Here is a 21,144-nt window from a genome sequence, read left to right as displayed (position 1 = left end):
GATGGGACGTCTGATCTGCCTGTCGAATCGCCTGCCGCTTGGCCCCACCCCCTCGGGCGGGCTGGTGGTTGCCCTCGCCGACACCCTGACCGAGCGCGGCGGGGTCTGGATCGGCACCTCCGACACGCTGGTCGAGACCCCCGAGAACCGCTTCACCGAGATCGAGGGCGGCCCGTTCCGCCGCCTGGCCTTCGACCTCAGTCCCGAGGAACAGGCAAGCTATTACCACGGCTATGCGAATTCGGTGCTCTGGCCGCTGTTTCACGGCCGCACCGACCTGCTCGACATCCGCGGCGACTATCTTGCGGGCTACAAGGCGGTGAACCGGCGCCTTGCGAAGATGCTGCTTCAGGTGCTCAAGCCCGACGATCGGATCTGGGTGCATGATTTCCACCTGCTGCCGCTGGCCCATGACCTGCGGGTGCTGGGCGCGCAAAACCGGATGGGGTTCTTCCTGCACACCCCCTTCCCGACGCCGCTTGCCCTGCAGGCGCTGCCGAACGGGCCCGAGCTGTGCGCATGGCTTGCGCATTACGAGCTTGTCGGCCTGCAATCCGAACGCGACGTGCGCAACTGCATGGATGCGATGGTGCAGATCGGCGGCGCGACCGAGCTTGCCGGCGGGTTCATCCACCTCGAGCCGCGGCAGCTGCGCATCGCCGCCTTCCCGATCGCCATCGACGCGGCCGAGTTCCGCACCCTCGCCGAGGAGCAGGTGACGAAACTGCCCGAGGGGCTGGTCAAGCCGAACCGGCGGCTGATGATCGGCGTCGACCGGCTCGACTACACCAAGGGCGTGCCGCAGCGCTTCCGCGCCTTCGGCGAATTCCTCGAACGGCATGAGGACTGGCACCGCCTCGTCTCGCTGATCCAGATCTCGCCGCCGACGCGCGAGGGGGTGCCGGCCTATGACGACATCCGCCAGGAGACCGAGCACCTCTCGGGCCAGATCAACGGCACCTTCGCCGACATCACCTGGACGCCGATCCGCTTCATCAACCGCCCGATCCCGCGCGAGGTGCTGGCCGGGCTCTACCGCGCCGCCGACATCGCGCTGGTGACGCCGCTGATGGACGGGATGAACCTCGTTGCGAAGGAATTCGTCGCGGCGCAGGACCCGGAGGACCCGGGCGTGCTGATCCTGAGCCAGTTCGCCGGCGCCTCCGAGCAGCTGGTCGACGCGCTCACCGTGAACCCGCACGACCCCGAGCAGATGGCGACGGCGATGATGACCGCGCTCGCCATGCCGCTGGCCGAGCGCCAGCGCCGGCACGAGGGGATGATGCAGCTCCTTCTGAAGAAGGATGTGCACTGGTGGTCGAAGGGCTTCCTGACCGCGCTTGGCTGAGCCGGGCGCTCAGCGCCCCGCCTTGTCGCCCGTCGGCAGCTCGAAAGTGCCCAGCACCTCGGCCAGCCGATGCGCGGCCGAGCCCGGGCGCAGCGGCTTTTGCTGGCTTTCATGCGGCTTCCAGCCGGTCAGCCAGACCATGTCGAAGGTCGCCCGCACCCGGCCATCGGGCTCGGCGAAGGTCTCGGCATAGTGGCGCAGCGCCTCGGCGATCACCGCGCGACGGGTGAAATGGCGCGGCCGCGCGCTCAGCGCGTTGGTCTCGCCCATGGCGCGCAGGTCGGTCAGAAGCCGCAGCGGGTCGGGATAGGTGACCTTGCGGATCACGCTGTCGGCGACCGGCAGTGCGAGCCCCGCGCGCTGGATCAGCGCGCCGAGGTCGCGGATCTCGCCCATCGGCAGCACCCGCGGGCTGAGCCCGCCAGTGACGGCGATCTCGGCCTCGCCAAGCGCCGCACGCAGCTCGCTCAGGGTCTGGCCGCCGAACATCACCGCGATGAACAGCCCGTCGGGCCGCAGTGCACGCGCCGCCTGCACCATCTGCCCGACGATGTCGTTCGACCAGTGCAGGCACAGCGCATGCACGACAAGATCATGCGCGCCGGGTTCGAGGCTCAGCACCTCGTCATCGGCGACGACCTTCGCCCCGGGCAGCACCGCGCGCCAGGGAGCGGGGAAATTCGTCACCAGGGCGGGGTCTGTAAACGTTCTGTTAACCTCGAGCAGCCTCTCCTGAAGCTCGGCGGCGGCATCCTCGTGCAGGAACAGCGCGGGGTCTGCGGCGGCACGGCGGCGGTGGCGCGTCAGCGCGTCTCGATCGGTCAGGGGGAGCGGCGTGGTCATGATGGGACCGGAGAGTACGGCGATCCGCGCGCGGATGCCAGCGGCGATCCGCAATGCGGCACGGCGGCTGCTGCAGGTCGTGCTGCCACCGCGCTGCATCGCCTGCGGCGCGGCGGTGGCCACCGACTTCGGCCTGTGCGGCGCCTGCTGGGCCGAGACCGGCTTCATCACCGGCCTCGCCTGCGACACCTGCGGCGCGCCGCTGCCGGGCGAGGCCACGGGGCCGGTCCAGTGCGACGACTGCCTCGCCACGCCGCGGCCCTGGGCGCAGGGGCGCGCGGCACTGCGCTATGCCGGCACCGGGCGGCGGCTGGTGCTGGCGCTGAAGCATGGCGACCGGCTCGACCTTGCCCGCCCGCTCGGCGCCTGGCTCGCCCGGGCCGCGGCGCCGCTGCTGAGCGAGGACACGATCATCGCGCCGGTGCCGCTGCACCGGCTGCGGCTGATCCGGCGGCGCTATAATCAGGCGGCGCTGCTGTCGCGCGAGGTGGCGCGGGCGACGGGGGGCACGCATCTGCCCGACCTTCTGGTGCGTCGGCGCGCCACGCCCAGTCAGGACGGCCGCAGCGCCGCGGAGCGCTTCGCCAACCTCGACGGCGCGCTTGCCGTGCGGGCGCGGCACGCCGCCGCGATCGCCGGCCGGCCGGTGCTGATCGTCGATGACGTGATGACCACCGGCGCCACCCTGGCCGCCGCGGCGCAGGCGGTGCTGGAGGCCGGCGCGGCGCGGGTTTCGGTCGCGGCACTGGCGCGCGTTGCGAAAGACGCCTAAATCCCTCTAATCTGCCCGGACCGGAGGGATTGCCCATGAAACGCGTCGAGATCTACACCACCCGCACCTGCCCCTATTGCATCGCCGCCAAGGCGCTGCTGATGAAGAAGGGCGTGAGCTTCGAGGAAACCGATGTCGGCGCCGACCCGTCGCTGCGCAGCGCGATGACCGCACGCGCGAACGGCCGGCGCACCGTGCCGCAGATCTTCATCGGCGGTGCGCATGTCGGCGGCTGCGACGATCTGCATGCCCTCGATGCGGCGGGCAAGCTCGACGCGATGCTGGCCGACGCATGAAGGCCGCTCTTGTCCAGCTCTCGGTCAGCGACGACCCGGCCGCCAACCTGCCGGTCACGCTGAACTTCATCCGCGAGGCGGCGGCTGCCGGCGCCGGCTTCGTGCTCACCCCCGAATGCACCAACCTGCTGTCCTCGGACCGCGGCTGGCAGCGCGAGGTGCTGTGCCACGAGGAAGACGACCCGACGCTCGCCGCGCTGCGCGCCGAGGCCGCGGCGCTTGGCATCACCCTGCTGATCGGCTCGCTCGGGCTGAAGACGCAGGACGCCGACGGCCGCTTTGCCAACCGCTCGTTCCTGATCGGCCCCTCGGGCGCGATCATCGCGCGCTATGACAAGATCCACATGTTCGACGTCGATGTCTCGGAAACCGAGAAATACCGCGAATCGGAGGGCTATCGCCCCGGCACCCGCGCGGTGGTGGCCGATGCGGGGTTTGCGAAGATCGGCATGGCGATCTGCTACGACCTGCGCTTCCCGCAGCTGTTCCGCCGCACCGCGAAGGGCGGCGCGCAGATCCTGACGCTGCCGGCGGCGTTCAACGACACCACGGGGGCGGCGCATTGGGAAAGCCTGCTCCGCGCCCGCGCGATCGAGACCACCTGCTTCGTCCTTGCCCCCGCACAATGCGGCGCCCATGCCGTGCATGACGCCAAACCCGGCCAGCGGCTGCGCCGCACCTGGGGCCACAGCCTGGCCGTCGCCCCCTGGGGCGAGGTGCTGGCCGATGGCGGCGAGGCGCCCGGGGTGACGCTGGTCGAGATCGACATGGCGCGTGTCGCCGAAGCCCGCAGCCGCGTGCCCTCGCTCGCCCACGACCGCGCCTTCGAGGGCCCATGAACGACGGCTCGGATCCGCTGGCCGCCTCGCTGTTCGCCGAGGTCTTCATGGTCGACCAGCTTGCCCGCAACACGGTGAGCCGGGCGCTGCCGCGCGGCATGGAGATCTCGCATTTCTCGGTGCTGAACCACCTCGCCCATATCGGCGAGGAGCGCACCCCCGCGCAGCTGGCCGCGACCTTTCACGTCACCCGCGGTGCGATGACCAACACGCTGTCGAAGCTGGAATGGGCGGGGCATGTGCATATCCGCCCCGACTGGGACGACGCGCGGCGCAAGTTCGTCTCGATCTCGCCCGCCGGGCGGCAGGCGCGCGATGCGGCCCTTGCCGCCTTCATGCCGGTGATCGCGGATGTGGTGCGCTCGATCGGGCCGGAGAAGGTGCGCGCCGTGCTGCCGGTGCTGCGCGAGCTGCGCGCCCATCTCGAGGACGGCTGAGCGGGGTCTGGCCGGGACCGCCGGGGGCCCCGCGCCCCCGGACCCCCGCGAGGTATTTCGGGCAAGATGAAAGACCGCGGCGGCCCTTGGCCAAAAGACCCCGCCGAGCGAACGGCGGGGCAAGGTCGTGCCCGCGGGCGGACCACGGGCACTGGCGGTAACCCGTGATCGGGATCAGTTCAGCTCGGCACGGATCTGCTGGCGCAGCAGGTCGATCGGCACGAGTTTCCCCTCGCGCTTGAAGTGCCAGTAGGTCCAGCCGTTGCACGAGGGCGCGCCCTCGAGATGGGCGCCGACCTGATGGATCGAGCCCTTCACGTCATTGCCGACGAGCGTGCCATCGGCGCGGACCTTGGCCTTGAAGCGGTTGCCGATGGAATAGAGTTCCTCGCCCGGGCGCAGCATGCCGCGTTCGACCAGCTGGCCGAAGGGCACGCGCGGCTCGGCGCGTTTCGAGGTGGTGGTCTCGAGCGCTTCCTTGTCGAACTTGCGCACCTTCTCGAGCCGCTTCAGCGCCACCTTGCGATAGGCCTCCTCGCGCTCGATGCCGATGTAATCGCGGCCGAGCATCTTCGCCACGGCGCCCGTGGTGCCGGTGCCGAAGAACGGGTCGAGCACCACATCGCCCGGATTCGTCGTGCCGAGGATGATGCGGTGCAAAAGCGCCTCGGGCTTTTGCGTCGGATGCGCCTTGTCGCCGGCATCGTCCTTCAGCCGCTCGTTGCCGGTGCAGATCGGCAGCACCCAGTCCGAGCGCATCTGCACGCCTTCGTTCAGCGCCTTCAGCGCCTCGTAGTTGAAGGTGTATTTCGCGCCCTCGCCCTTCGAGGCCCAGATCAGCGTCTCATGCGCGTTGGTCAGCCGCTTGCCGCGGAAGTTCGGCATCGGGTTCGACTTGCGCCAGACCACGTCGTTCAGGATCCAGTAGCCCTGATTCTGCAGCTCGGCGCCGAGACGGAACACGTTGTGATAGGAGCCGATCACCCAGATCGCCCCGTTCGGCTTCAGGATCCGGCGCGCGGCGGCGAGCCAGTCGCGGGTGAACTGGTCGTAATGGTCGAACGAGCCGAACTGGTCCCAGGCGTCGTCGACGGCGTCGACCTTGGAATTGTCGGGGCGGTGCAGCTCGCCACGCAGCTGCAGGTTATAGGGCGGATCGGCGAAGATGAGGTCGACGCTTGCCTCGGGCAAGCTGTTCATCATCTCGATGCAGTCGCCTGCAAGAATCTGGTTGAGCGGCAGCAACGGTTGCTGCGCCCGCACGGTGGTTTTCGTCATGTCTGCCTCATTCTGCCCTTTGCGGGCTTGCCCGTATGGGTGTCGGCTTGTGCCGATCTCGTGAGGTCAAACATGAGTCAAAGGCGATTCCCCGTCAAATTCTTTTTTGAATCAAGCACTTACAGATTTCGCTTGGCACAAGATGTTGTGTACTGGCCTGAACGAACGCCTATGAACGGGGGTCACGCCAAGATCTAGGAGCGCCTGCAGATGGTCCCTGGTCGGGTAGCCCGCGTTCCGCTCCCAGCCGTAGCCGGGGTATTGTTGCGCCAAGCCCACCATGAGCGCATCGCGCGCTTCCTTGGCCAGGATCGAGGCCGCCGCGATCGAGACGGAGCGCCCGTCCCCCTTCACGATCGCCTCGGCCGAGCCCCCTAGATCTTGTGGCAAGCGGTTCCCGTCCACAAGAACATGATCGGGCCGTGTCCGCAGCCCGGCGACGGCGCGGCACATCGCCAGATGGCTGGCGCGCAGGATGTTGAGGCTGTCGATCTCCTCGACGCTCGCATGGGCCACACACCAGTCGGCGGTGGCGGTGATCTCCTCCACCAGCGCGGCGCGGCGCTTCGCCGTCAGCTTCTTCGAATCGTTCAGCCCCTCGGGGATCCGCGCCGGATCGAGAATCACCGCGGCGGCAGTGACCGGGCCGCACAGCGGGCCGCGCCCGACCTCGTCGGTGCCGGCGATGCGGATCAGGCCGCGCGCCTGCGCCGCCAGCTCGAAGGAATAATCGGGTGCCTGTGTCATGGCGCACGTCCTGCCCGCTCCGGCCCCGCCGTGCAACGGAAAAGGGCGGGGAGACCCCGCCCTCTCCTGCCGGTCTTGTCCGGCTCAGTAGCGGCCGATGCGGAAGCCCCGGTCCTCGAGGCAGTTGCGGCCATAGACGCGCTCCTTGCGGCCGCGGTCGGTGACGAGGTCGAAGGCGCAGCTGCGCGGCAGCGAGACCCGGCCGAGCGAATGCTGCGCGCAATCGCCGCGCACCACATCGCGCCGGCCGTCGCGGGTGCGCACCTGCATCAGGCAGCTGCCCGGCACCGTGAGTCGCGCCCCGCGGCGATCATCGTCGCGGTCGCGGCGATCATCGTAACGGTTCTCGTAGCGGTTGTCGTAACGGTTGTCGTACCGATTGTCGTAGCGGTTGTCGTAACGCCGCTCGGTGTTGTGATTCTTGTTCTTGTTCTTGTCGATCTCGTTCAGCAGCAGGGCCGCGGCGCCGATGCCGACGACCCAGCCGAGCGCCTGCTTGCCGTCGTCGCTGAGCGCGGCGGCCGGGGTGGCGGTGGTGGCGAGAGCGCCAAGCCCCACCGCGGCGGCGGTGACGGCGGCGATCAGGCGGGTGCGGAAAACTCCGGTCATGGGATCTGTCCTGGCTGATGCGGGAGGGCCCGCAGTTGCGATGCCACCACCCTTGGCCGGGGAGGTCGTGCCGCGCAATATCAGCCCCCGGTTATCCGATAACAATGGCCTCAAGCCCCTTTTGTCATTGCATAACTTCACATCCCATCGCAGCGTGGCAGGCATGATGACACATGCGCTCTCCGCCCTTGCCATTGCCCTTGCCGTGCTGGTCGCCGCGCCGGCGCAGGCGCAGTGCTTTGCCGATTACAAGGCCAAGCGGGACAATCCGCTGCGCCTCCACTACGGCGTGGCACAGCTGCCCGACAATGCCTGCACGAAACAGGCGGCCGCCCGCGCATTGGCGCCGCGGCTGGCGCGAGACGGCTGGACGCTGCTCAACATCATGTCCATTTTCGGGCCCGAAGGACTCGACCAGAGGAAAGCCAGTGCCGGACCATACTTCCTCCGTTACTGAGGGGCTGAAGACGGGCGCCCGCGCGGTGACCTGGGGGGTGGCGGGCATCACCGCGATCCTCGGCCTTGCCGCGGCGCTGCTGTTCCTGTCGCTGCCCGATGCCGATGCCTTCAATGCCCGCGTCGAACAGATCTTCGTGCAGAACGACGCCCTGACCGACCCGACGCAGCTGCGCCTGCTCGAGGTGCTTGGCCAGTCCGGCACCGCCTTTTCCGAGATGCTGACCTCGTATCGGATCATCATCTTCATCCTGCTCGTTTTCGCCACGGCGCTGATGGTGGCGGCGCTGGTGCTGCTTTTGACCATCGTCGGGCTGAACCGGCGGATGGGCGAGATCCGCCGCACCGGGATCGAGGTGCAGAGCCTGCGCATCCGCCGCACCGAGAACGCGGTGATGCTGAACGACATGGCCTTCTCGCTGACCCCCGCCGCGATCGAGACCCTAGCGGTGCTGGCCGAGGCGCGGATGGACGACGACATCCTCACCGGCGCACAGATCGAAGCGGTGATCTCGGGCAAGCCCGAGGCGGAGTGCGACGAGGCGGCGGGCGCCACGCGGATCAAGCGGCTGCGCGACGGGCTCGGCAATGCCCTTGTCTCCGAACTGCTTGTCCGGAACATTTCACGCAAGGGTTACACTCTGGCGGTAGCGAAGGACGCGCTGCGGGTCGACTGAGTTTTCCTTGCGAAGGCAGGGGCGGGGGCCTATATCGCGGCTTCACTTTGCCGCTTGGGGGGGCCCATGATTCCGACACCCTTCTACCTGATCGACGAAGCGCGTCTCCTCGAGAACATGCGCAAGATCGCCGCCCTGCGCGAAGCGTCGGGGGCAAAGGCGCTGCTGGCGCTGAAATGCTTCGCGACCTGGTCCGCCTTCGACATCATGCGGCCCTACATGGACGGCACCACCTCGTCCTCGCTTTACGAGCTGCGCCTCGGCCGCGAGAAGTTCGGCAAGGAAACCCATGCCTATTCCGTGGCCTGGTCCGACCGCGAGATCGACGAGGCCTGCGGTTACGCCGACAAGATCATCTTCAACACCACCGGCCAGCTCAGGCGCTTTGCGGCGCAATCGGCCGGCATCCGGCGCGGCGTGCGGCTGAACCCGCGGTTCTCGACCTCCGGCTTCGACCTTGCCGACCCGGCGCGCCCGTTCTCGCGGCTTGGCGAGTGGGACATCGCGAAGCTCCTCGATGTGGCCGAGCTGATCTCGGGCGTGATGATCCACTACAATTGCGAGAACCGCGATTTCGCGCTGTTCGACGCACAGCTCGGCCGGATCGAGCGCGACTTCGCGCCGCTGCTCGAGCGGCTCGACTGGGTCAGCCTCGGCGGCGGCATCCATTTCACCGGCGAGAACTATCCGATCGAGGAACTGGCCGCGCGGCTGAGGGCATTTTCCGACCGCTTCGGCGTGCAGGTCTATCTCGAACCCGGCGAGGCCTCGATCACGCAATCGACCACGCTCGAGGTTTCGGTCCTCGACCTGCTCGAGAACGACAAGCAGATCGCCATCGTCGACAGCTCGATCGAGGCGCATATGCTCGACCTGCTGATCTACCGCGAAAGCGCCAAGCTGCCGCAGGAGGGGGATTTCCCCTATCAGATCGCGGGCAAGAGCTGCCTTGCGGGCGACATCTTCGGCGAGGCGCGCTTTGCCGCGCCGCTGCAGGTCGGCGACCGGATCTCGGTGCGCGACGCGGCGGGCTACACGATGGTCAAGAAGAACTGGTTCAACGGCGTCGCCATGCCCTCGATCGCGATCCGTCGCGCCGATGGCACCGTCGAGCTGATCCGCGAATTCACCTACGAGGATTACACCTCTTCCCTGTCCTGAGGGGCTGAACACCCCCCTTCCCCTTGCTCGTGAAAGGAGCCAGCTGAAGTGAAAAAGAACGTGCTCATCATCGGTGCCGGCGGCGTGGCGCAAGTGGTCGCCCACAAATGCGCGCAGTCGAACGACATCCTGGGTGACCTGCACATCGCCTCGCGTACCAAGGCGAAATGCGACGCGATCATTGCCTCGGTCCGCGAGAAGAAGGCGATGAAAGTGCCGGGCACGTTCGAGGGACACGCCGTCGACGCGATGGACAGCGCCGCGGTCGCCGCGCTGATCCGCAAGACCGGCGCGGAGATTGTCATCAATGTCGGCTCGTCCTTCGTCAACATGACGGTGATGGACGCCTGCATCGAAACCGGCGCCGCCTATATCGACACCGCGATCCACGAGGACCCGGCGAAGATCTGCGAGACCCCGCCGTGGTATGGCAACTACGAGTGGAAGAAGCGCGAGCTCTGCGCCGAAAAGGGCGTCACGGTGATCCTCGGCGCGGGTTTCGACCCCGGCGTGGTGAACGCCTATGCGCGCTTTGCCGCCGACGAATATCTCGACACCGTCACCTCGATCGACATCGTCGACATCAACGCCGGCAGCCATGGCCGCTATTTCGCGACGAACTTCGACCCCGAGATCAACTTCCGCGAGTTCACCGGCACGGTCTATTCCTGGCAGGGGGGCAAGTGGCAGGAAAACGCCATGTTCGAGGTCGGCAAGGAATGGGATCTGCCGGTCGTCGGCAAGCAGAAGGCCTATCTGTCGGGCCATGACGAGGTGCATTCGCTCTCGGCCAATTACCCCGATGCCGACGTGCGGTTCTGGATGGGCTTCGGCGATCACTACATCAACGTCTTCACCGTGCTGAAGAACCTCGGCCTGCTGTCCGAACAGCCGGTAAAGACCGCCGAGGGGCTCGAGGTGGTGCCGCTGAAGGTGGTGAAGGCGGTGCTGCCCGATCCGGCCAGCCTTGCGCCGAACTATACCGGCAAGACCTGCATCGGCGACTATGTGAAGGGGCTCAAGGACGGCAAGGAGACCGAGGTCTTCGTCTACAACGTCGCCGATCACAAGGAAGCCTATGAGGAGGTCGGCTCGCAGGGCATCTCCTACACCGCGGGCGTGCCCGCGGTGGCGGCGGCGCTGATGGTGGCCGAGGGCACCTGGGACGTGCACCGCATGGCGAACGTCGAGGAACTGCCGGCGCGGCCCTTCCTCGAACGGCTGGGCAGGATCGGCCTGCCGAGCCGGGTGATCGGCCCCGACGGCACCGACGTCGCGATCTGATCTGCCCGCGATACATTGCAGCTTGTCCCGGGCAGAGACCTTCTCGCCCGGGATTTTTCTGCCTTGCGACAGCCCTGCCCCGCCACAGCCCCCCGGCCTCGAATTTGCTGCAGATGGCGTGCCCGAACGTCTGGCCGCGGCGTCTCGTGCGGAAGTCGAACCACCTTGGCGGCGTATCGCGCACCGCAACGCACGATCGGGCCGCTGTGCGGCGCTGTGAGGGTATTTCGGCTGCTGGGCACCGCGGCGACGGATCATCCGTCGCGCATGGACAAACCCCTGTCACAAATGGAAAACTCGGGTGTCATCCGACAGGTTGTCAGTGGTGAGCCGTGCAGGATTCGAACCTGCGACCCACTGATTAAAAGTCAGTTGCTCTACCAACTGAGCTAACGGCCCACGTGTGGGCGGTCTCTACAGGCAGCCCCCCCACGGGTCAAGACGCTGCCCCCGAAAAAAATCGCGGCACTGGAAAATTCACCCGGGCAGGTCTATATGCGCGGCCATGACCGACATGCGCACTCCCTCCGCCGGCCTGCCCTTCCTGAAGATGCACGGCCTTGGCAATGATTTCGTGGTGATCGACGCCCGCACGGGCGACGACCCGGTGACGCCGGCGCTCGCCCGTGCGCTTGGCGACCGGCATCGCGGCGTGGGCTTTGACCAGCTTGCGGTGATCCGGCCCGCGACGGAGACCGACTTCACCCTCGAGTTCTGGAACTCGGATGGCTCGATCGCCGGCGCCTGCGGCAATGCCACGCGCTGCGTCAGCGACTGGATGATGCGCGCACTCGGCCGCGATGCGGTCAGCCTGACCACGGCACGCGGCACGCTTTTCGCCCGCCGCCGCGCCGACGGGCTGGTCTCGGTGAACATGGGCGCGCCCATTCTGGACGCCGCCGCGATCCCGGTCGTGGGCGACCCGATGGCCCTGCCGCTTGCGGGCGATCCGGTCGCCGTGGGCATGGGCAACCCGCATTGCATCTATTTCGTCGAGGACGCCGAGGCGGTCGATGTCGCGGGGCTGGGCCCCGTGATCGAGCATGACCCGCTGTTCCCCGAGCGCACGAATGTCGAGTTTGCCTCGCGTCTCGGGCCCGATCATCTGCGGATGCGGGTGTGGGAGCGCGGCGCGGGGATCACCCTTGCCTGCGGCTCGGGCACCTGCGCGACGGCGGTTGCGGCGCATCTGAAGGGGCTGACCGGGCGGCAGGTGATCGTCGATGTCGACGGCGGCCGGCTGGAAATCGACTGGCGCGAGGACGGGGTGTGGATGACCGGCCCGACGGCGCTGGTCTTCGAAGGCCGGCTGACGCCCGCTTTCCTGGCGGCGGTCGGGGCATGAAACCGCCGGTCTTCGCCACGCTCGGCTGCCGGCTGAACGCCTACGAGACCGAGGCGATGAAGGAGCTTGCCGCGGCGGCGGGCGTCGAGGGCGCGGTGGTCGTGAACACCTGCGCCGTCACCGCCGAGGCAGTGCGCAAGGCGAAGCAGGAAATCCGCCGTCTGGCCCGCGAGAATCCCGGCGCGCCGGTGATCGTCACCGGCTGTGCGGCGCAGACCGAGCCCGAGACCTTCGCGGCGATGGCCGAGGTGACGAAGGTGATCGGCAATCACGAGAAGATGCAGCCCGACACCTGGGCCGGGCTGGTCCCGCAGGGCCCCGATTTCATCGGCAAGACCGAGAAGGTCAGCGTCGACGACATCATGTCGGTGAAGGAGACCGCGGGCCATCTGATCGACGGTTTCGGCCGGCACCGTGCCTATGTGCAGGTGCAAAACGGCTGCGACCACCGCTGCACCTTCTGCATCATCCCCTTCGGCCGCGGCAATTCCCGCTCGGTGCCGGCGGGTGTGGTGGTCGAACAGATCCGCCGCCTCGTCGACCGCGGCTTCAACGAGGTGGTGCTGACCGGGGTCGATCTGACCTCCTGGGGCGCCGACCTGCCCGGCACGCCGCGGCTTGGCGATCTGGTGATGCGGATCCTGAAGCTGGTGCCCGACCTGCCACGGCTGCGGATCTCCTCGATCGACAGCATCGAGGCGGACGAGATGCTGATGCAGGCGATCGCCACCGAGCCGCGGCTGATGCCGCATCTGCATCTCAGCCTGCAGGCCGGCGACGACATGATCCTGAAGCGGATGAAGCGGCGCCACCTGCGCGACGACGCGATCCGGTTTTGCGAAGAGGCGCGCAAGCTGCGCCCCGGCATCGTCTTCGGCGCCGACATCATCGCGGGCTTCCCGACCGAGACCGAGGCGATGTTCGAGAATTCGCTGAAGCTCGTCGACGACTGCGGGCTGACCTTCCTGCATGTCTTCCCCTATTCGGCGCGCCAGGGCACCCCCGCGGCGCGGATGCCACGGGTGCCGGGCCCGGCGATCAAGGAGCGGGCCGCGCGGCTGCGCGCGAAGGGGCACGAGGCGCTCTTGCGTCACCTCGAGGCCGAGGTCGGGCAGGAACGCGCGGTTCTGGTCGAGGGCGGTCTGGCCGGGCGGACCGAGTATTTCACCGAGGTCCGGTTCGGGCACGAGATGCCCGAGGGCACGATCGTGCGGCTGCGCATCGCCGGACATGACGGCGAAAAATTGCGCGCCTGAGCGGGGCTCTGCCCCGCCCCCCGAGGTATTTGCAGCAAGATGAAGCGGGGCCCCTTTCGTTTTCACCCGAGGAGGTTAGGTTTCCCGCATGTTGTGGATCAATGACAGCGTGGCGATTGCCGACTGGGAGCTGAGCGAGAGCTTCAACCGCGCCCAGGGGCCGGGCGGGCAGAACGTCAACAAGGTGTCGACGGCGGTCGAGCTGCGTTTCGAGGCAGAGCGTTCGCCCAACCTGACCGCGGCGGTGAAGGCGCGGCTGAAGCGGCTCGCCGGGCGGAAATGGACGCTCGACGGGGCGATCGTGATCCGCGCCGAGGAGACCCGCAGCCAGCTGCGCAACCGCGAGATCGCGCGCGAGCGTCTGGCCGAGATGATCCGCACCGCCCTTGTCGCGCCGAAGCGGCGGGTGGCGACGAAACCCACGCTCGGCAGTCAGCGCCGGCGGCTGAAGGCGAAAACGGTGCGCGGCACGGTCAAGGCGCTGCGTGGCCGGGTGGGAGACGAGGACGAGTGAACCTGTATGAGTATGAGTGAGACACAATGATCCGGTTTCGCGAGATTGTCTCGGGGCTGATGGGGCGGCGGCCGAGCCCGCTGCAGGTGGGGGCGCTGTGCCTGCGCCACCGCAACGGCGCGCCCGAGGTGCTGCTGATTTCCTCGCTCGACACCGGGCGCTGGATCATCCCGAAGGGCTGGCCGATGCGCGGGCGCAGCCTTGCTGGCGCGGCGCTGCAGGAAGCCTGGGAAGAGGCCGGTATCCGCGGCCGGGTCCGGCACGAGGCGCTTGGCAGCTTCAGCTATGACAAGGTCCGCTCGGGCGGGCTGGCGCAGCGCTGCGAGGTGCGGGTCTTCGTGATCGAGACCGAGGCGATGGCCGAACGCTTCCCCGAGATGGGCCGGCGCCGGCGCGAATGGCTGGCCCCGGCCGAGGCCGCCGCGCGCGTGTCCGAGCCGGAACTGCAGGCGATTCTGCGCGCCCTGTGACCATTCGAGCGTTGTCTTACACGGCCAAACCGGCTACTCGCGCCTCGACTGTGACGGTTTGATTGCCGTTTCGTGACGATGCGCAGAGGCAGGGGGAAGACGTGGCCACGCCGCCGGTGAACCAGTGGAAGACGCTCGACAAGGACCTGAAGCGGATCGGCCGGCTGGAGGAAGCAACGCAATTCGTCGCCAGGCCGCTGGTGGCGCCGGGCATCGCCCTTGCCTTCATCGTGCTGGCGGGGGTCGCTGCCGGCCTCGTCATCGGCGCGCAGCCCGGGCATCTGATCGTGGTCGCGGCGGCGGTGATCGGGGCCTACATGGCGCTGAACATCGGCGCGAACGACGTCGCCAACAACATGGGCCCGGCGGTCGGTGCGAATGCGCTGACGCTGGGCGGCGCGCTGATCATCGCCGCGGTGTTCGAGACCGCGGGGGCGCTGATCGCGGGCGGCGATGTGGTCAAGACCGTCTCGACCGGCATCCTTGCCCCGGGCGCAGTCAGCGATTCCGCCCATTTCATCTGGGCGATGATGGCGGCGCTGCTGGCCGCGGCGCTGTGGCTGCATCTTGCCACCTGGCTGGGCGCGCCGGTCTCGACCACCCATTCGATCGTCGGCGGCGTGGTCGGGGCGGGGATCGTGGCGGCGGGGTTCGGCGCGGTGAACTGGGGCGCGCTCGGCTCGATCGCGCTGAGCTGGGTGATTTCGCCGGTGCTGGGCGGGGTGGTCGCGGCGGCCTTCCTCGCCTTCATCAAAGCGCGGATCATGTATGTCGAGGACAAGATCGCGGCGGCACGGCTGTGGGTGCCGGTGCTGATCGGGATCATGGCCGGCGCCTTTGCCGCCTATCTTGCGATCAAGGGGCTGAACAAGCTGTTTCACGTCTCGCTCGGCCTCGCGACGCTGATCGGGCTGGCGACCGGGGTCCTGTGCTGGGCCGCCGCGGTGCCGCTGATCCGGCACCAGTCGGAGGGGCTCGAGAACCGCAAGCGCTCGCTGCGCAAGCTGTTCTCGCTGCCGCTTGTGGCCTCGGCGGCGCTGCTCTCCTTTGCGCATGGCGCGAATGACGTGGCCAATGCGGTCGGCCCGCTTGCCGCCATCGTGCATTCGGTCGAGGTCGGCGACATCGCCTCGAGCGTCGGCATCCCGGTCTGGGTGATGGTCGTCGGCGCGCTTGGCATCTCGGTCGGGCTGATGCTGTTCGGGCCGAAGCTGATCCGCCTTGTCGGCTCGGAAATCACCAAGCTGAACCCGATGCGCGCCTATTGCGTGGCGCTCTCGGCGGCGGTGACGGTGATCGTGGCAAGCTGGCTCGGCCTGCCGGTCAGCTCGACCCATATCGCCGTGGGCGCAATCTTCGGCGTCGGCTTCTACCGCGAATGGCACGCCGAGCGGCGGGCGCGGATGCTCGGCCTGCAAAAGGGCAAGCCGGTGCCGCCCGAGGAACGCTCGCGCCGCCGGCTGGTGCGGCGCTCGCACATGCTCACCGTCGCCGCGGCCTGGATCGTCACGGTGCCGGCCTCGGCCGGGCTTTCGGCACTGCTCTACATGCTGATGATCTGGCTCGCGCGCTAGACGATGACCTGCGTTGCCTGCTGCGCGCCGACGCCGAAGACGCGCTTGTAGCGGGCGATTTCCTCGGCCGGGCCGGTGGCCTTGCTCGGGTTGTCCGACAGCTTCACCGTCGGATGACCGTCGGCCGAGACCGCCTTGCACACCAGGCTGAAGGGGGCGAGCGCGTCATGCGGCACCAGGCCGCGGAAGTCGTTCGTCAGCAGCGTGCCCCAGCCGAAGCTGACCTTGACCCGCCCCGAAAAGAGGCCGTGCAGCCGCTTCATCTCGGCCACGTCGAGCCCGTCCGAGAAGATCACCAGCTTCTGCCGCGGGTCCTCGCCGCGCGATTTCCACCAGGCGATCGCGGTCTCGGCGCTTTCGACCGGATCGCCCGAGTCGATGCGGATGCCGGTCCAGCCCGCCAGCCAGTCCGGCGCATGTTCCAAAAAGCCCTTGGTGCCGAAGGTGTCGGGCAGGATGATGCGCAGGTTGCCGTCGTGCTCCTCGTGCCAGTCGGCCAGCACCTTGTAGGGCGCCTGGCTCAGCTCCTCGTCGTTGCGCGCCAGCGCGGCATAGACCATCGGCAGCTCGTGCGCATTCGTCCCCACCGCCTCGAGGTCGCGGCGCATCGCGATCAGGCAGTTCGAGGTGCCGGTGAAGGCGCCGCCCTTCGCGGCATCGCCCAGCCCCTCGATCATCGCCTGCACGCACCAGTCCTGCCACAGGAAGCCGTGCCGGCGCCGGGTGCCGAAATCGGCGATCTTCAGCCCGGGGATGGTGCGCAGCTCCTCGATCTTCTCCCAGACGCGGGCCATGGCGCGGGCATAGAGCACCTGCAGCTCGAAGCGCCGCATCTGGTTCAGCACGGCGCGGCCGCGCAGCTCCATCAGGATCGCCAGCGCCGGGATCTCCCACATCATCACCTCGGGCCATTTGCCCTCGAAGGTCAGCTCATACTGCCCGTCGCGTTTCTCGAGGTGATAGGGCGGCAGCTGGAAATTCTCGAACCACTCCATGAAGTCGGGGCGGAACATCTGCCGCTTGCCATAGAAGGTGTTGCCGCGCAGCCAGGTGCTTTCGCCCCGCGTCAGCCGCAGCCCGCGCGCGTAATCCAGCTGCTCGCGCAGCTCGCCCTCGTCGATCAGCTCGGCCAGACGCACGTCCTTCGCCCGGTTGATCAGGCTGAAGGTGACGGTCGTGTCCGGCTTGTTGCGGAAGATCGACTGGCACATCAGCAGCTTGTAGAAATCGGTGTCGATCAGCGAGCGCACGATCGGGTCGATCTTCCACTTGTGGTTATAGACGCGGGTGGCGATGTCGACCATGGTCGAGGCTCCCTTCATTTCTCGAGGACGACGCCCGCGGCGCGCATCGCGTCCCGGGCCGCGGCGAGCGAGCCCGCCAGGTCGATCGCCCGGCACGCACCCTCGAGCACGCGGGCGCGGAAGCCGAGCTTTGCCGCATCGATCGCCGACCAGGCGACGCAATAGTCAAGCGCCAGCCCGACGAAGGTCAGATCGGTGATGCCGCGCTCGCGCAGATATCCGGCCAGCCCGGTGGGGGTGGCACGGTCATTCTCGAAGAAGGCGGAATAGCTGTCGACCCCGGCGCGAAAGCCCTTGCGCAGGATCAGATCCGCAGGATCGAGCGACAGCGCGGGATGGAAGGCCGCCCCCATGCTGCCCTGCACGCAATGGACGGGCCAGAGCGTCTGCGGCCCATAGGGCATCTCGATCGTCTGGAAGGCCTCGCAATCCGCGTGCATCGCGGCGAAGGAGCTGTGCTCCTCGGGGTGCCAGTCCTGGGTCAGCACGGTGACCGGCAATTCCTGCATCAGCGCGTTGACGCGCGGGATGATCTCGTCGCCGCCCGCCACCGCCAGCGCACCGCCGGGGCAGAAGTCGTTCTGGATATCGATCACGATCAGGGCTTCGGTCACATCGGCCATGGCGCTCTCCCTTGGTTTTGCAATGGGTAAGGCCCATGGGCGGCGGGGTCAATCACGCTTGCGGGAGGGGGCGGCCGCGGCGTAAGGGAAGCCATGTTCACCGTTGCCGCCCTTTATCACTTCACCCGCTTCGACGACCCGGCCGCGCTGCGCGGCCCGCTTCTGGCCTGTGCCGAGGCGGGCGGGGTGCGCGGCTCGCTGCTGCTGGCCCGCGAGGGGATCAACGGCACCGTCGCCGGGCCGCGGACGGGCATCGACACGCTCCTTGCCCATATCCGCGCGCTGCCGGGCTGTGCCGGGCTCGAGTGGAAGGAAAGCGGCGCGGCCGAAATGCCCTTCGGCCGGATGAAGGTGCGGCTGAAGCGCGAGATCGTGACGATGGGCGAGCCCGACGTCGATCCGCGCGCCGCCGTCGGCCATTACGTCGAGCCCGCCGAGTGGAACGCGCTGATCTCTGCCCCCGACGTCGTGGTGATCGACACCCGCAACGATTACGAGGTCGCCATCGGCAGCTTCGACGGCGCGATCGACCCGCAGACGAAGTCGTTTCGAGATTTCCCGAAATGGTGGAAGGAAAACGCCGCCCGCTTTCACAACAAGCGCGTGGCGATGTTCTGCACCGGCGGCATCCGCTGCGAGAAGTCCACGAACTACCTGCTCGCGCAGGGCGTCGAGGAGGTGTTCCACCTCAGGGGCGGGATCCTGAAATACCTCGAGCAGGTGCCCGAGAGCGACAGCCTGTGGCATGGCGACTGCTTCGTCTTCGATGGCCGGGTCAGCCTGCGCCACGGGTTGCGGCAGGGCGACTATGAACTGTGCCACGCCTGCCGCCGGCCGCTTGCTGCCGCCGACCGCGCCCGCCCCGAGTTCGAGGACGGCGTCAGCTGCCATCATTGCCTTGGCGAGTATTCAGATGCCGACCGCGCCCGGTTTCGCGAACGCGCGCAACAGATCCGGCTGGCGGAAGAGCGCGGCAGCGCGCATCTTGGTGCGGTTCATCGCCCCGGGTGATCGGCGCCCATCGTGCCCTGCGTCACCGGCACCTCTTGGCTCGGGAAGCTGAAACGCGGAAGATCAATGCCGAAGCCGCCCGCGGCCGCCGCACTGGCGGTCAGGGCAAGCACAAGGAGGCCGGATGCGATGCGGGTCATGTCTCTCTCCAAAAACTGAACTGTTCGGTTCACCTCTTCAATCTGAACCGAACAGTTCAGATTTGCAAGCCGATAGTGAACCGCTAAGTTCAGATTTCGCGATTGCAAAACACCTGCCTCCGGCTATTTTTGAATCATTCTAAACAAGGACGTCTCGATGATCCCCGGATTCGCCTCCCGCCGCCGTTTCTCGGAATTGTCCGAGCAGGAAGTCCTCGCCCTCGCGATCTCCTCCGAGGAGGACGACGCACGCATCTACCGCCTCTATGCCGAGAAGCTGCGCAAGCAATACCCGGCCTCGGCCGCGGTCTTCGACGGCATGGCCGCCGAGGAGGACGAGCACCGCCGCCGCCTGATCGAGCGCCACCGCGCCCGCTTCGGCGAGGTGATCCCGCTGATCCGGCGCGAACATGTCGCGGGATTCTATGCGCGCAAGCCGGTCTGGCTCGGCACCAATCTCTCGCTCGAGACGATGCGCGGCGAGGCCGAGTCGATGGAGCGCGAATCGACCAATTTCTACACCCGCGCGGCGCAGCGCAGCACGGATGCCGACACCCGCAAGCTCCTGGGCGATCTGGCTGCCGCCGAGCAGGGCCACGAGAAGAAGGCCGCGGCGCTCGAGGCCGAGCACCTGACCGGGGACGTCCGGGCCGAGGAGGACCGCGCCGCCTATCGCCAGTTCATCCTGACCTGGGTGCAGCCCGGGCTGGCCGGGCTGATGGATGGCTCGGTCTCGACGCTGGCGCCGATCTTCGCCACCGCCTTCGCCACGCAGAACTCGCACACCACGCTGCTGGTGGGGCTTGCCTCGGCCACCGGCGCCGGGATCTCGATGGGCTTCACCGAGGCCGCGCATGACGACGGCGTGATCTCGGGCCGCGGCAGCCCGCTGAAACGCGGCCTTGCCTCGGGGGTGATGACCGCGGCGGGCGGCTTCGGCCATGCCCTGCCCTATTTCATCACCGATTTCTGGACCGCGACCACGGTCGCGATGATCGTGGTGTTCATCGAGCTCTGGGTGATCGCCTGGATCCAGAACAAGTACATGGAAACCCCTTTCCTGCGTGCCGTGCTGCAGGTGGTGCTGGGGGGCGCGCTGGTCTTTGCCGCGGGCTCGCTGATCGGCGCCGGCTGAGCCGGCGGCAGCCGGGTCAAGGCGAGTATTTGGGCCAAGAAAAAGCCCGGGCCGCAAGGGGCCGGGCGCTGGCGCGGCGGCGGGGCGCATGCTAGCCCTGTCGCATGCTGGCGATTTTTCTCAAGACGCTTCCATTCTTTGGCCTGATCGGGCTGGGCTGGGCCGCCGGCCGGGCGCGGCTGTTTCCGGCCGAGGCGACGGCGGCACTGACGAAATTCGTCTTCTATTTCGCACTCTCGGCGATGCTGTTCCGCTTCACCGCGACGCTGCCGCTTGAGCAGCTGTTCGACCCGGCCTTCTTCGCCGCCTATCTGAGCGGCTCGGCGCTGGTCTGGGGGCTTGGCTTTGCCGTGGCGCGCGCGCGCCGCCGGCCGCTGGCCGAGGCGGCGATGGAGGCCCATACCGCAATGACCGGCAACACCGGCTTTCTCGGCGTGCCGATGCTGGTGGTGCTGCTCGGCCCCCAGGCGGCGGGGCCGGTGCTGATGGTGCTTTCGGCCGACATGATCGTGTTCTCGACGCTGATCACCGCGGTCATCACCGGGGCGCGGCATGGGCGCATCGCGGTCTGGCCCATTCTTCTGGGAATCCTGAAAAATCCGATGATCGTTTCGATGGCGGCAGGGCTCGCCTGGGCGGGGCTGCACCTGCCGATGCCGGCGCCGCTTGCCGAGTTCCTGACGCTGCTGGGCGCCGCGGCGACGCCCGGCGCGCTTTTCGCCATCGGCGCCTCGCTTGCCGGCAAGTCGGCCGAGCGCGCGGGACCGGCGCTGTGGCTCTCGGCGGCGAAGCTCTTCGTGCATCCGCTGGCGGTCGGCGGCGCCGCGCTGCTCTTTCATGTCGAGCCCTTCGCCGCCGGCGTGATGGTGGCTGCCGCGGCCTTGCCCGTCGCCGGAAACGTCTACATTCTGGCGGCACATTACGCTGTCGCGCCACAGCGGGTCTCGACCGCGATCCTGATCTCGACGGCGGCCAGCATTCTGACCATTCCGGGCGTCATCGCCTGGATCACACGATAGGAGGTG

The 21,144-nt window shown here is 67.9% G+C and carries 24 protein-coding genes and 1 tRNA gene; 17 read left to right on the top strand and 8 right to left on the bottom strand.

Going from position 1 to position 21,144, the window contains the following annotated elements; all coding sequences use genetic code 11:
* Nucleotide 1: 1 nt before the first annotated feature.
* Nucleotides 2-1,348, top strand: coding sequence for an alpha,alpha-trehalose-phosphate synthase (UDP-forming) (locus tag EOW66_RS08575; protein WP_128155986.1), 1,347 nt, complete (start codon nt 2-4; stop codon nt 1,346-1,348).
* Between the two features lie 9 nt (nt 1,349-1,357).
* Here the strand turns inward: EOW66_RS08575 and EOW66_RS08570 are convergent, their stop codons facing one another.
* Entirely contained in the window at nt 1,358-2,191 is an 834-nt protein-coding gene (locus tag EOW66_RS08570; RefSeq protein ID WP_128155985.1) for a methyltransferase domain-containing protein, read from the bottom strand.
* A 34-nt stretch (nt 2,192-2,225) separates the two neighbouring features.
* Between EOW66_RS08570 and EOW66_RS08565 the strand changes: the two genes are divergently transcribed.
* Genes EOW66_RS08565 through EOW66_RS08550 form a run of 4 tightly spaced genes read left to right on the top strand, consistent with a single transcriptional unit; the run spans nt 2,226 to nt 4,535 of the window.
* Nucleotides 2,226-2,963: a ComF family protein gene (locus EOW66_RS08565; protein ID WP_128156131.1), complete on the top strand. Its 738-nt coding sequence runs from the start codon at nt 2,226-2,228 to the stop codon at nt 2,961-2,963.
* 35 nt (nt 2,964-2,998) lie between these two features.
* Complete coding sequence (grxC, locus tag EOW66_RS08560; RefSeq protein ID WP_128155984.1) at nt 2,999-3,259, top strand: glutaredoxin 3; 261 nt, start codon at nt 2,999-3,001, stop codon at nt 3,257-3,259.
* The gene (locus tag EOW66_RS08555; protein WP_128155983.1) at nt 3,256-4,098 is read left to right on the top strand and encodes a carbon-nitrogen hydrolase family protein; all 843 of its coding nucleotides are present in this window, start codon (nt 3,256-3,258) and stop codon (nt 4,096-4,098) included. The genes grxC and EOW66_RS08555 overlap by 4 nt, the downstream gene beginning before the upstream one ends.
* Nucleotides 4,095-4,535, top strand: a complete 441-nt coding sequence (locus EOW66_RS08550; RefSeq protein ID WP_113898496.1) for a MarR family winged helix-turn-helix transcriptional regulator — start codon at nt 4,095-4,097, stop codon at nt 4,533-4,535. Before EOW66_RS08555 ends, EOW66_RS08550 begins: the two co-directional genes overlap by 4 nt.
* 174 nt (nt 4,536-4,709) lie before the next feature.
* Here EOW66_RS08550 and EOW66_RS08545 read toward each other — a convergent pair whose 3' ends face one another.
* The 3 genes from EOW66_RS08545 to EOW66_RS08535 form a co-directional block, all read right to left on the bottom strand.
* A complete protein-coding gene (locus tag EOW66_RS08545) occupies nt 4,710-5,813 on the bottom strand; it encodes a site-specific DNA-methyltransferase (protein ID WP_128155982.1) in 1,104 nt (367 codons plus the stop codon).
* A gap of 111 nt (nt 5,814-5,924) precedes the next feature.
* Nucleotides 5,925-6,560 (bottom strand): ribonuclease HII, encoded by a 636-nt coding sequence (locus EOW66_RS08540; RefSeq protein WP_128155981.1) that lies wholly within the window; start codon nt 6,558-6,560, stop codon nt 5,925-5,927.
* An 84-nt stretch (nt 6,561-6,644) separates the two neighbouring features.
* Entirely contained in the window at nt 6,645-7,169 is a 525-nt protein-coding gene (locus EOW66_RS08535; protein WP_128155980.1) for a hypothetical protein, read from the bottom strand.
* A gap of 166 nt (nt 7,170-7,335) precedes the next feature.
* Here EOW66_RS08535 and EOW66_RS08530 point away from each other — a divergent pair, with 166 nt between their 5' ends.
* From EOW66_RS08530 to EOW66_RS08515, 4 genes are all read left to right on the top strand, one after another.
* Nucleotides 7,336-7,626, top strand: a complete 291-nt coding sequence (locus EOW66_RS08530; RefSeq protein WP_164881079.1) for a hypothetical protein — start codon at nt 7,336-7,338, stop codon at nt 7,624-7,626.
* The gene (locus EOW66_RS08525; protein WP_113898491.1) at nt 7,598-8,302 is read left to right on the top strand and encodes a winged helix-turn-helix domain-containing protein; all 705 of its coding nucleotides are present in this window, start codon (nt 7,598-7,600) and stop codon (nt 8,300-8,302) included. The genes EOW66_RS08530 and EOW66_RS08525 overlap by 29 nt, the downstream gene beginning before the upstream one ends.
* A 66-nt stretch (nt 8,303-8,368) precedes the next feature.
* A complete protein-coding gene (locus EOW66_RS08520; protein ID WP_128155979.1) occupies nt 8,369-9,463 on the top strand; it encodes a carboxynorspermidine decarboxylase in 1,095 nt (364 codons plus the stop codon).
* Between the two features lie 48 nt (nt 9,464-9,511).
* Nucleotides 9,512-10,747: a saccharopine dehydrogenase family protein gene (locus tag EOW66_RS08515; RefSeq protein ID WP_128155978.1), complete on the top strand. Its 1,236-nt coding sequence runs from the start codon at nt 9,512-9,514 to the stop codon at nt 10,745-10,747.
* A gap of 323 nt (nt 10,748-11,070) precedes the next feature.
* On the opposite strand, the gene EOW66_RS08510 is transcribed toward EOW66_RS08515, so the two are convergent.
* Nucleotides 11,071-11,146: transfer RNA gene (locus tag EOW66_RS08510), tRNA-Lys, on the bottom strand.
* A gap of 106 nt (nt 11,147-11,252) precedes the next feature.
* Here EOW66_RS08510 and dapF point away from each other — a divergent pair.
* The 5 genes from dapF (at nt 11,253) to EOW66_RS08485 (ending at nt 15,906) form a co-directional block, all read left to right on the top strand.
* Complete coding sequence (dapF, locus tag EOW66_RS08505) at nt 11,253-12,092, top strand: diaminopimelate epimerase (RefSeq protein WP_128155977.1); 840 nt, start codon at nt 11,253-11,255, stop codon at nt 12,090-12,092.
* Complete coding sequence (mtaB, locus tag EOW66_RS08500; RefSeq protein ID WP_128155976.1) at nt 12,089-13,348, top strand: tRNA (N(6)-L-threonylcarbamoyladenosine(37)-C(2))-methylthiotransferase MtaB; 1,260 nt, start codon at nt 12,089-12,091, stop codon at nt 13,346-13,348. Before dapF ends, mtaB begins: the two co-directional genes overlap by 4 nt.
* An 88-nt stretch (nt 13,349-13,436) precedes the next feature.
* A complete protein-coding gene (arfB, locus tag EOW66_RS08495; protein ID WP_128155975.1) occupies nt 13,437-13,862 on the top strand; it encodes an alternative ribosome rescue aminoacyl-tRNA hydrolase ArfB in 426 nt (141 codons plus the stop codon).
* A 26-nt stretch (nt 13,863-13,888) separates the two neighbouring features.
* On the top strand, nt 13,889-14,332 hold the full coding sequence (locus EOW66_RS08490) for an NUDIX hydrolase (protein ID WP_128155974.1): 444 nt from the start codon (nt 13,889-13,891) through the stop codon (nt 14,330-14,332).
* A gap of 101 nt (nt 14,333-14,433) precedes the next feature.
* The gene (locus EOW66_RS08485) at nt 14,434-15,906 is read left to right on the top strand and encodes an inorganic phosphate transporter (RefSeq protein WP_128155973.1); all 1,473 of its coding nucleotides are present in this window, start codon (nt 14,434-14,436) and stop codon (nt 15,904-15,906) included.
* Here EOW66_RS08485 and pncB read toward each other — a convergent pair.
* The gene (gene pncB, locus EOW66_RS08480) at nt 15,903-17,210 is read right to left on the bottom strand and encodes a nicotinate phosphoribosyltransferase (RefSeq protein WP_128155972.1); all 1,308 of its coding nucleotides are present in this window, start codon (nt 17,208-17,210) and stop codon (nt 15,903-15,905) included. The genes EOW66_RS08485 and pncB overlap by 4 nt on opposite strands.
* 14 nt (nt 17,211-17,224) lie before the next feature.
* Entirely contained in the window at nt 17,225-17,833 is a 609-nt protein-coding gene (pncA, locus tag EOW66_RS08475) for a bifunctional nicotinamidase/pyrazinamidase (RefSeq protein ID WP_128155971.1), read from the bottom strand.
* A gap of 93 nt (nt 17,834-17,926) precedes the next feature.
* On the opposite strand from pncA, the gene trhO reads away from it, so the two are divergent.
* Nucleotides 17,927-18,844 carry an oxygen-dependent tRNA uridine(34) hydroxylase TrhO gene (trhO, locus tag EOW66_RS08470; RefSeq protein WP_128155970.1) on the top strand — a complete coding sequence of 306 codons (918 nt, stop codon included), beginning with the start codon at nt 17,927-17,929 and terminating at the stop codon, nt 18,842-18,844.
* Here trhO and EOW66_RS20355 read toward each other — a convergent pair.
* On the bottom strand, nt 18,829-18,984 hold the full coding sequence (locus EOW66_RS20355; RefSeq protein WP_164881071.1) for a hypothetical protein: 156 nt from the start codon (nt 18,982-18,984) through the stop codon (nt 18,829-18,831). The two genes, trhO and EOW66_RS20355, sit on opposite strands and share 16 nt — an antisense overlap.
* 157 nt (nt 18,985-19,141) lie before the next feature.
* On the opposite strand from EOW66_RS20355, the gene mbfA reads away from it, so the two are divergent.
* Together mbfA and EOW66_RS08460 are read left to right on the top strand one after the other, a co-directional pair.
* Nucleotides 19,142-20,119, top strand: coding sequence for an iron exporter MbfA (mbfA, locus tag EOW66_RS08465; RefSeq protein WP_128155969.1), 978 nt, complete (start codon nt 19,142-19,144; stop codon nt 20,117-20,119).
* Nucleotides 20,120-20,223: 104 nt separating this feature from the next.
* Nucleotides 20,224-21,138, top strand: coding sequence for an AEC family transporter (locus EOW66_RS08460; protein WP_128155968.1), 915 nt, complete (start codon nt 20,224-20,226; stop codon nt 21,136-21,138).
* Nucleotides 21,139-21,144 lie beyond the last annotated feature (6 nt).

Origin of the sequence: Paenirhodobacter huangdaonensis (genome assembly GCF_004022465.1) — a bacterium.
Taxonomy (GTDB): Bacteria; Pseudomonadota; Alphaproteobacteria; order Rhodobacterales; family Rhodobacteraceae; genus Rhodobacter; species Rhodobacter huangdaonensis.
The sequence above is the reverse complement of the archived record's forward strand: the minus strand, read 5'-3'. Positions and strand labels throughout refer to the sequence as shown.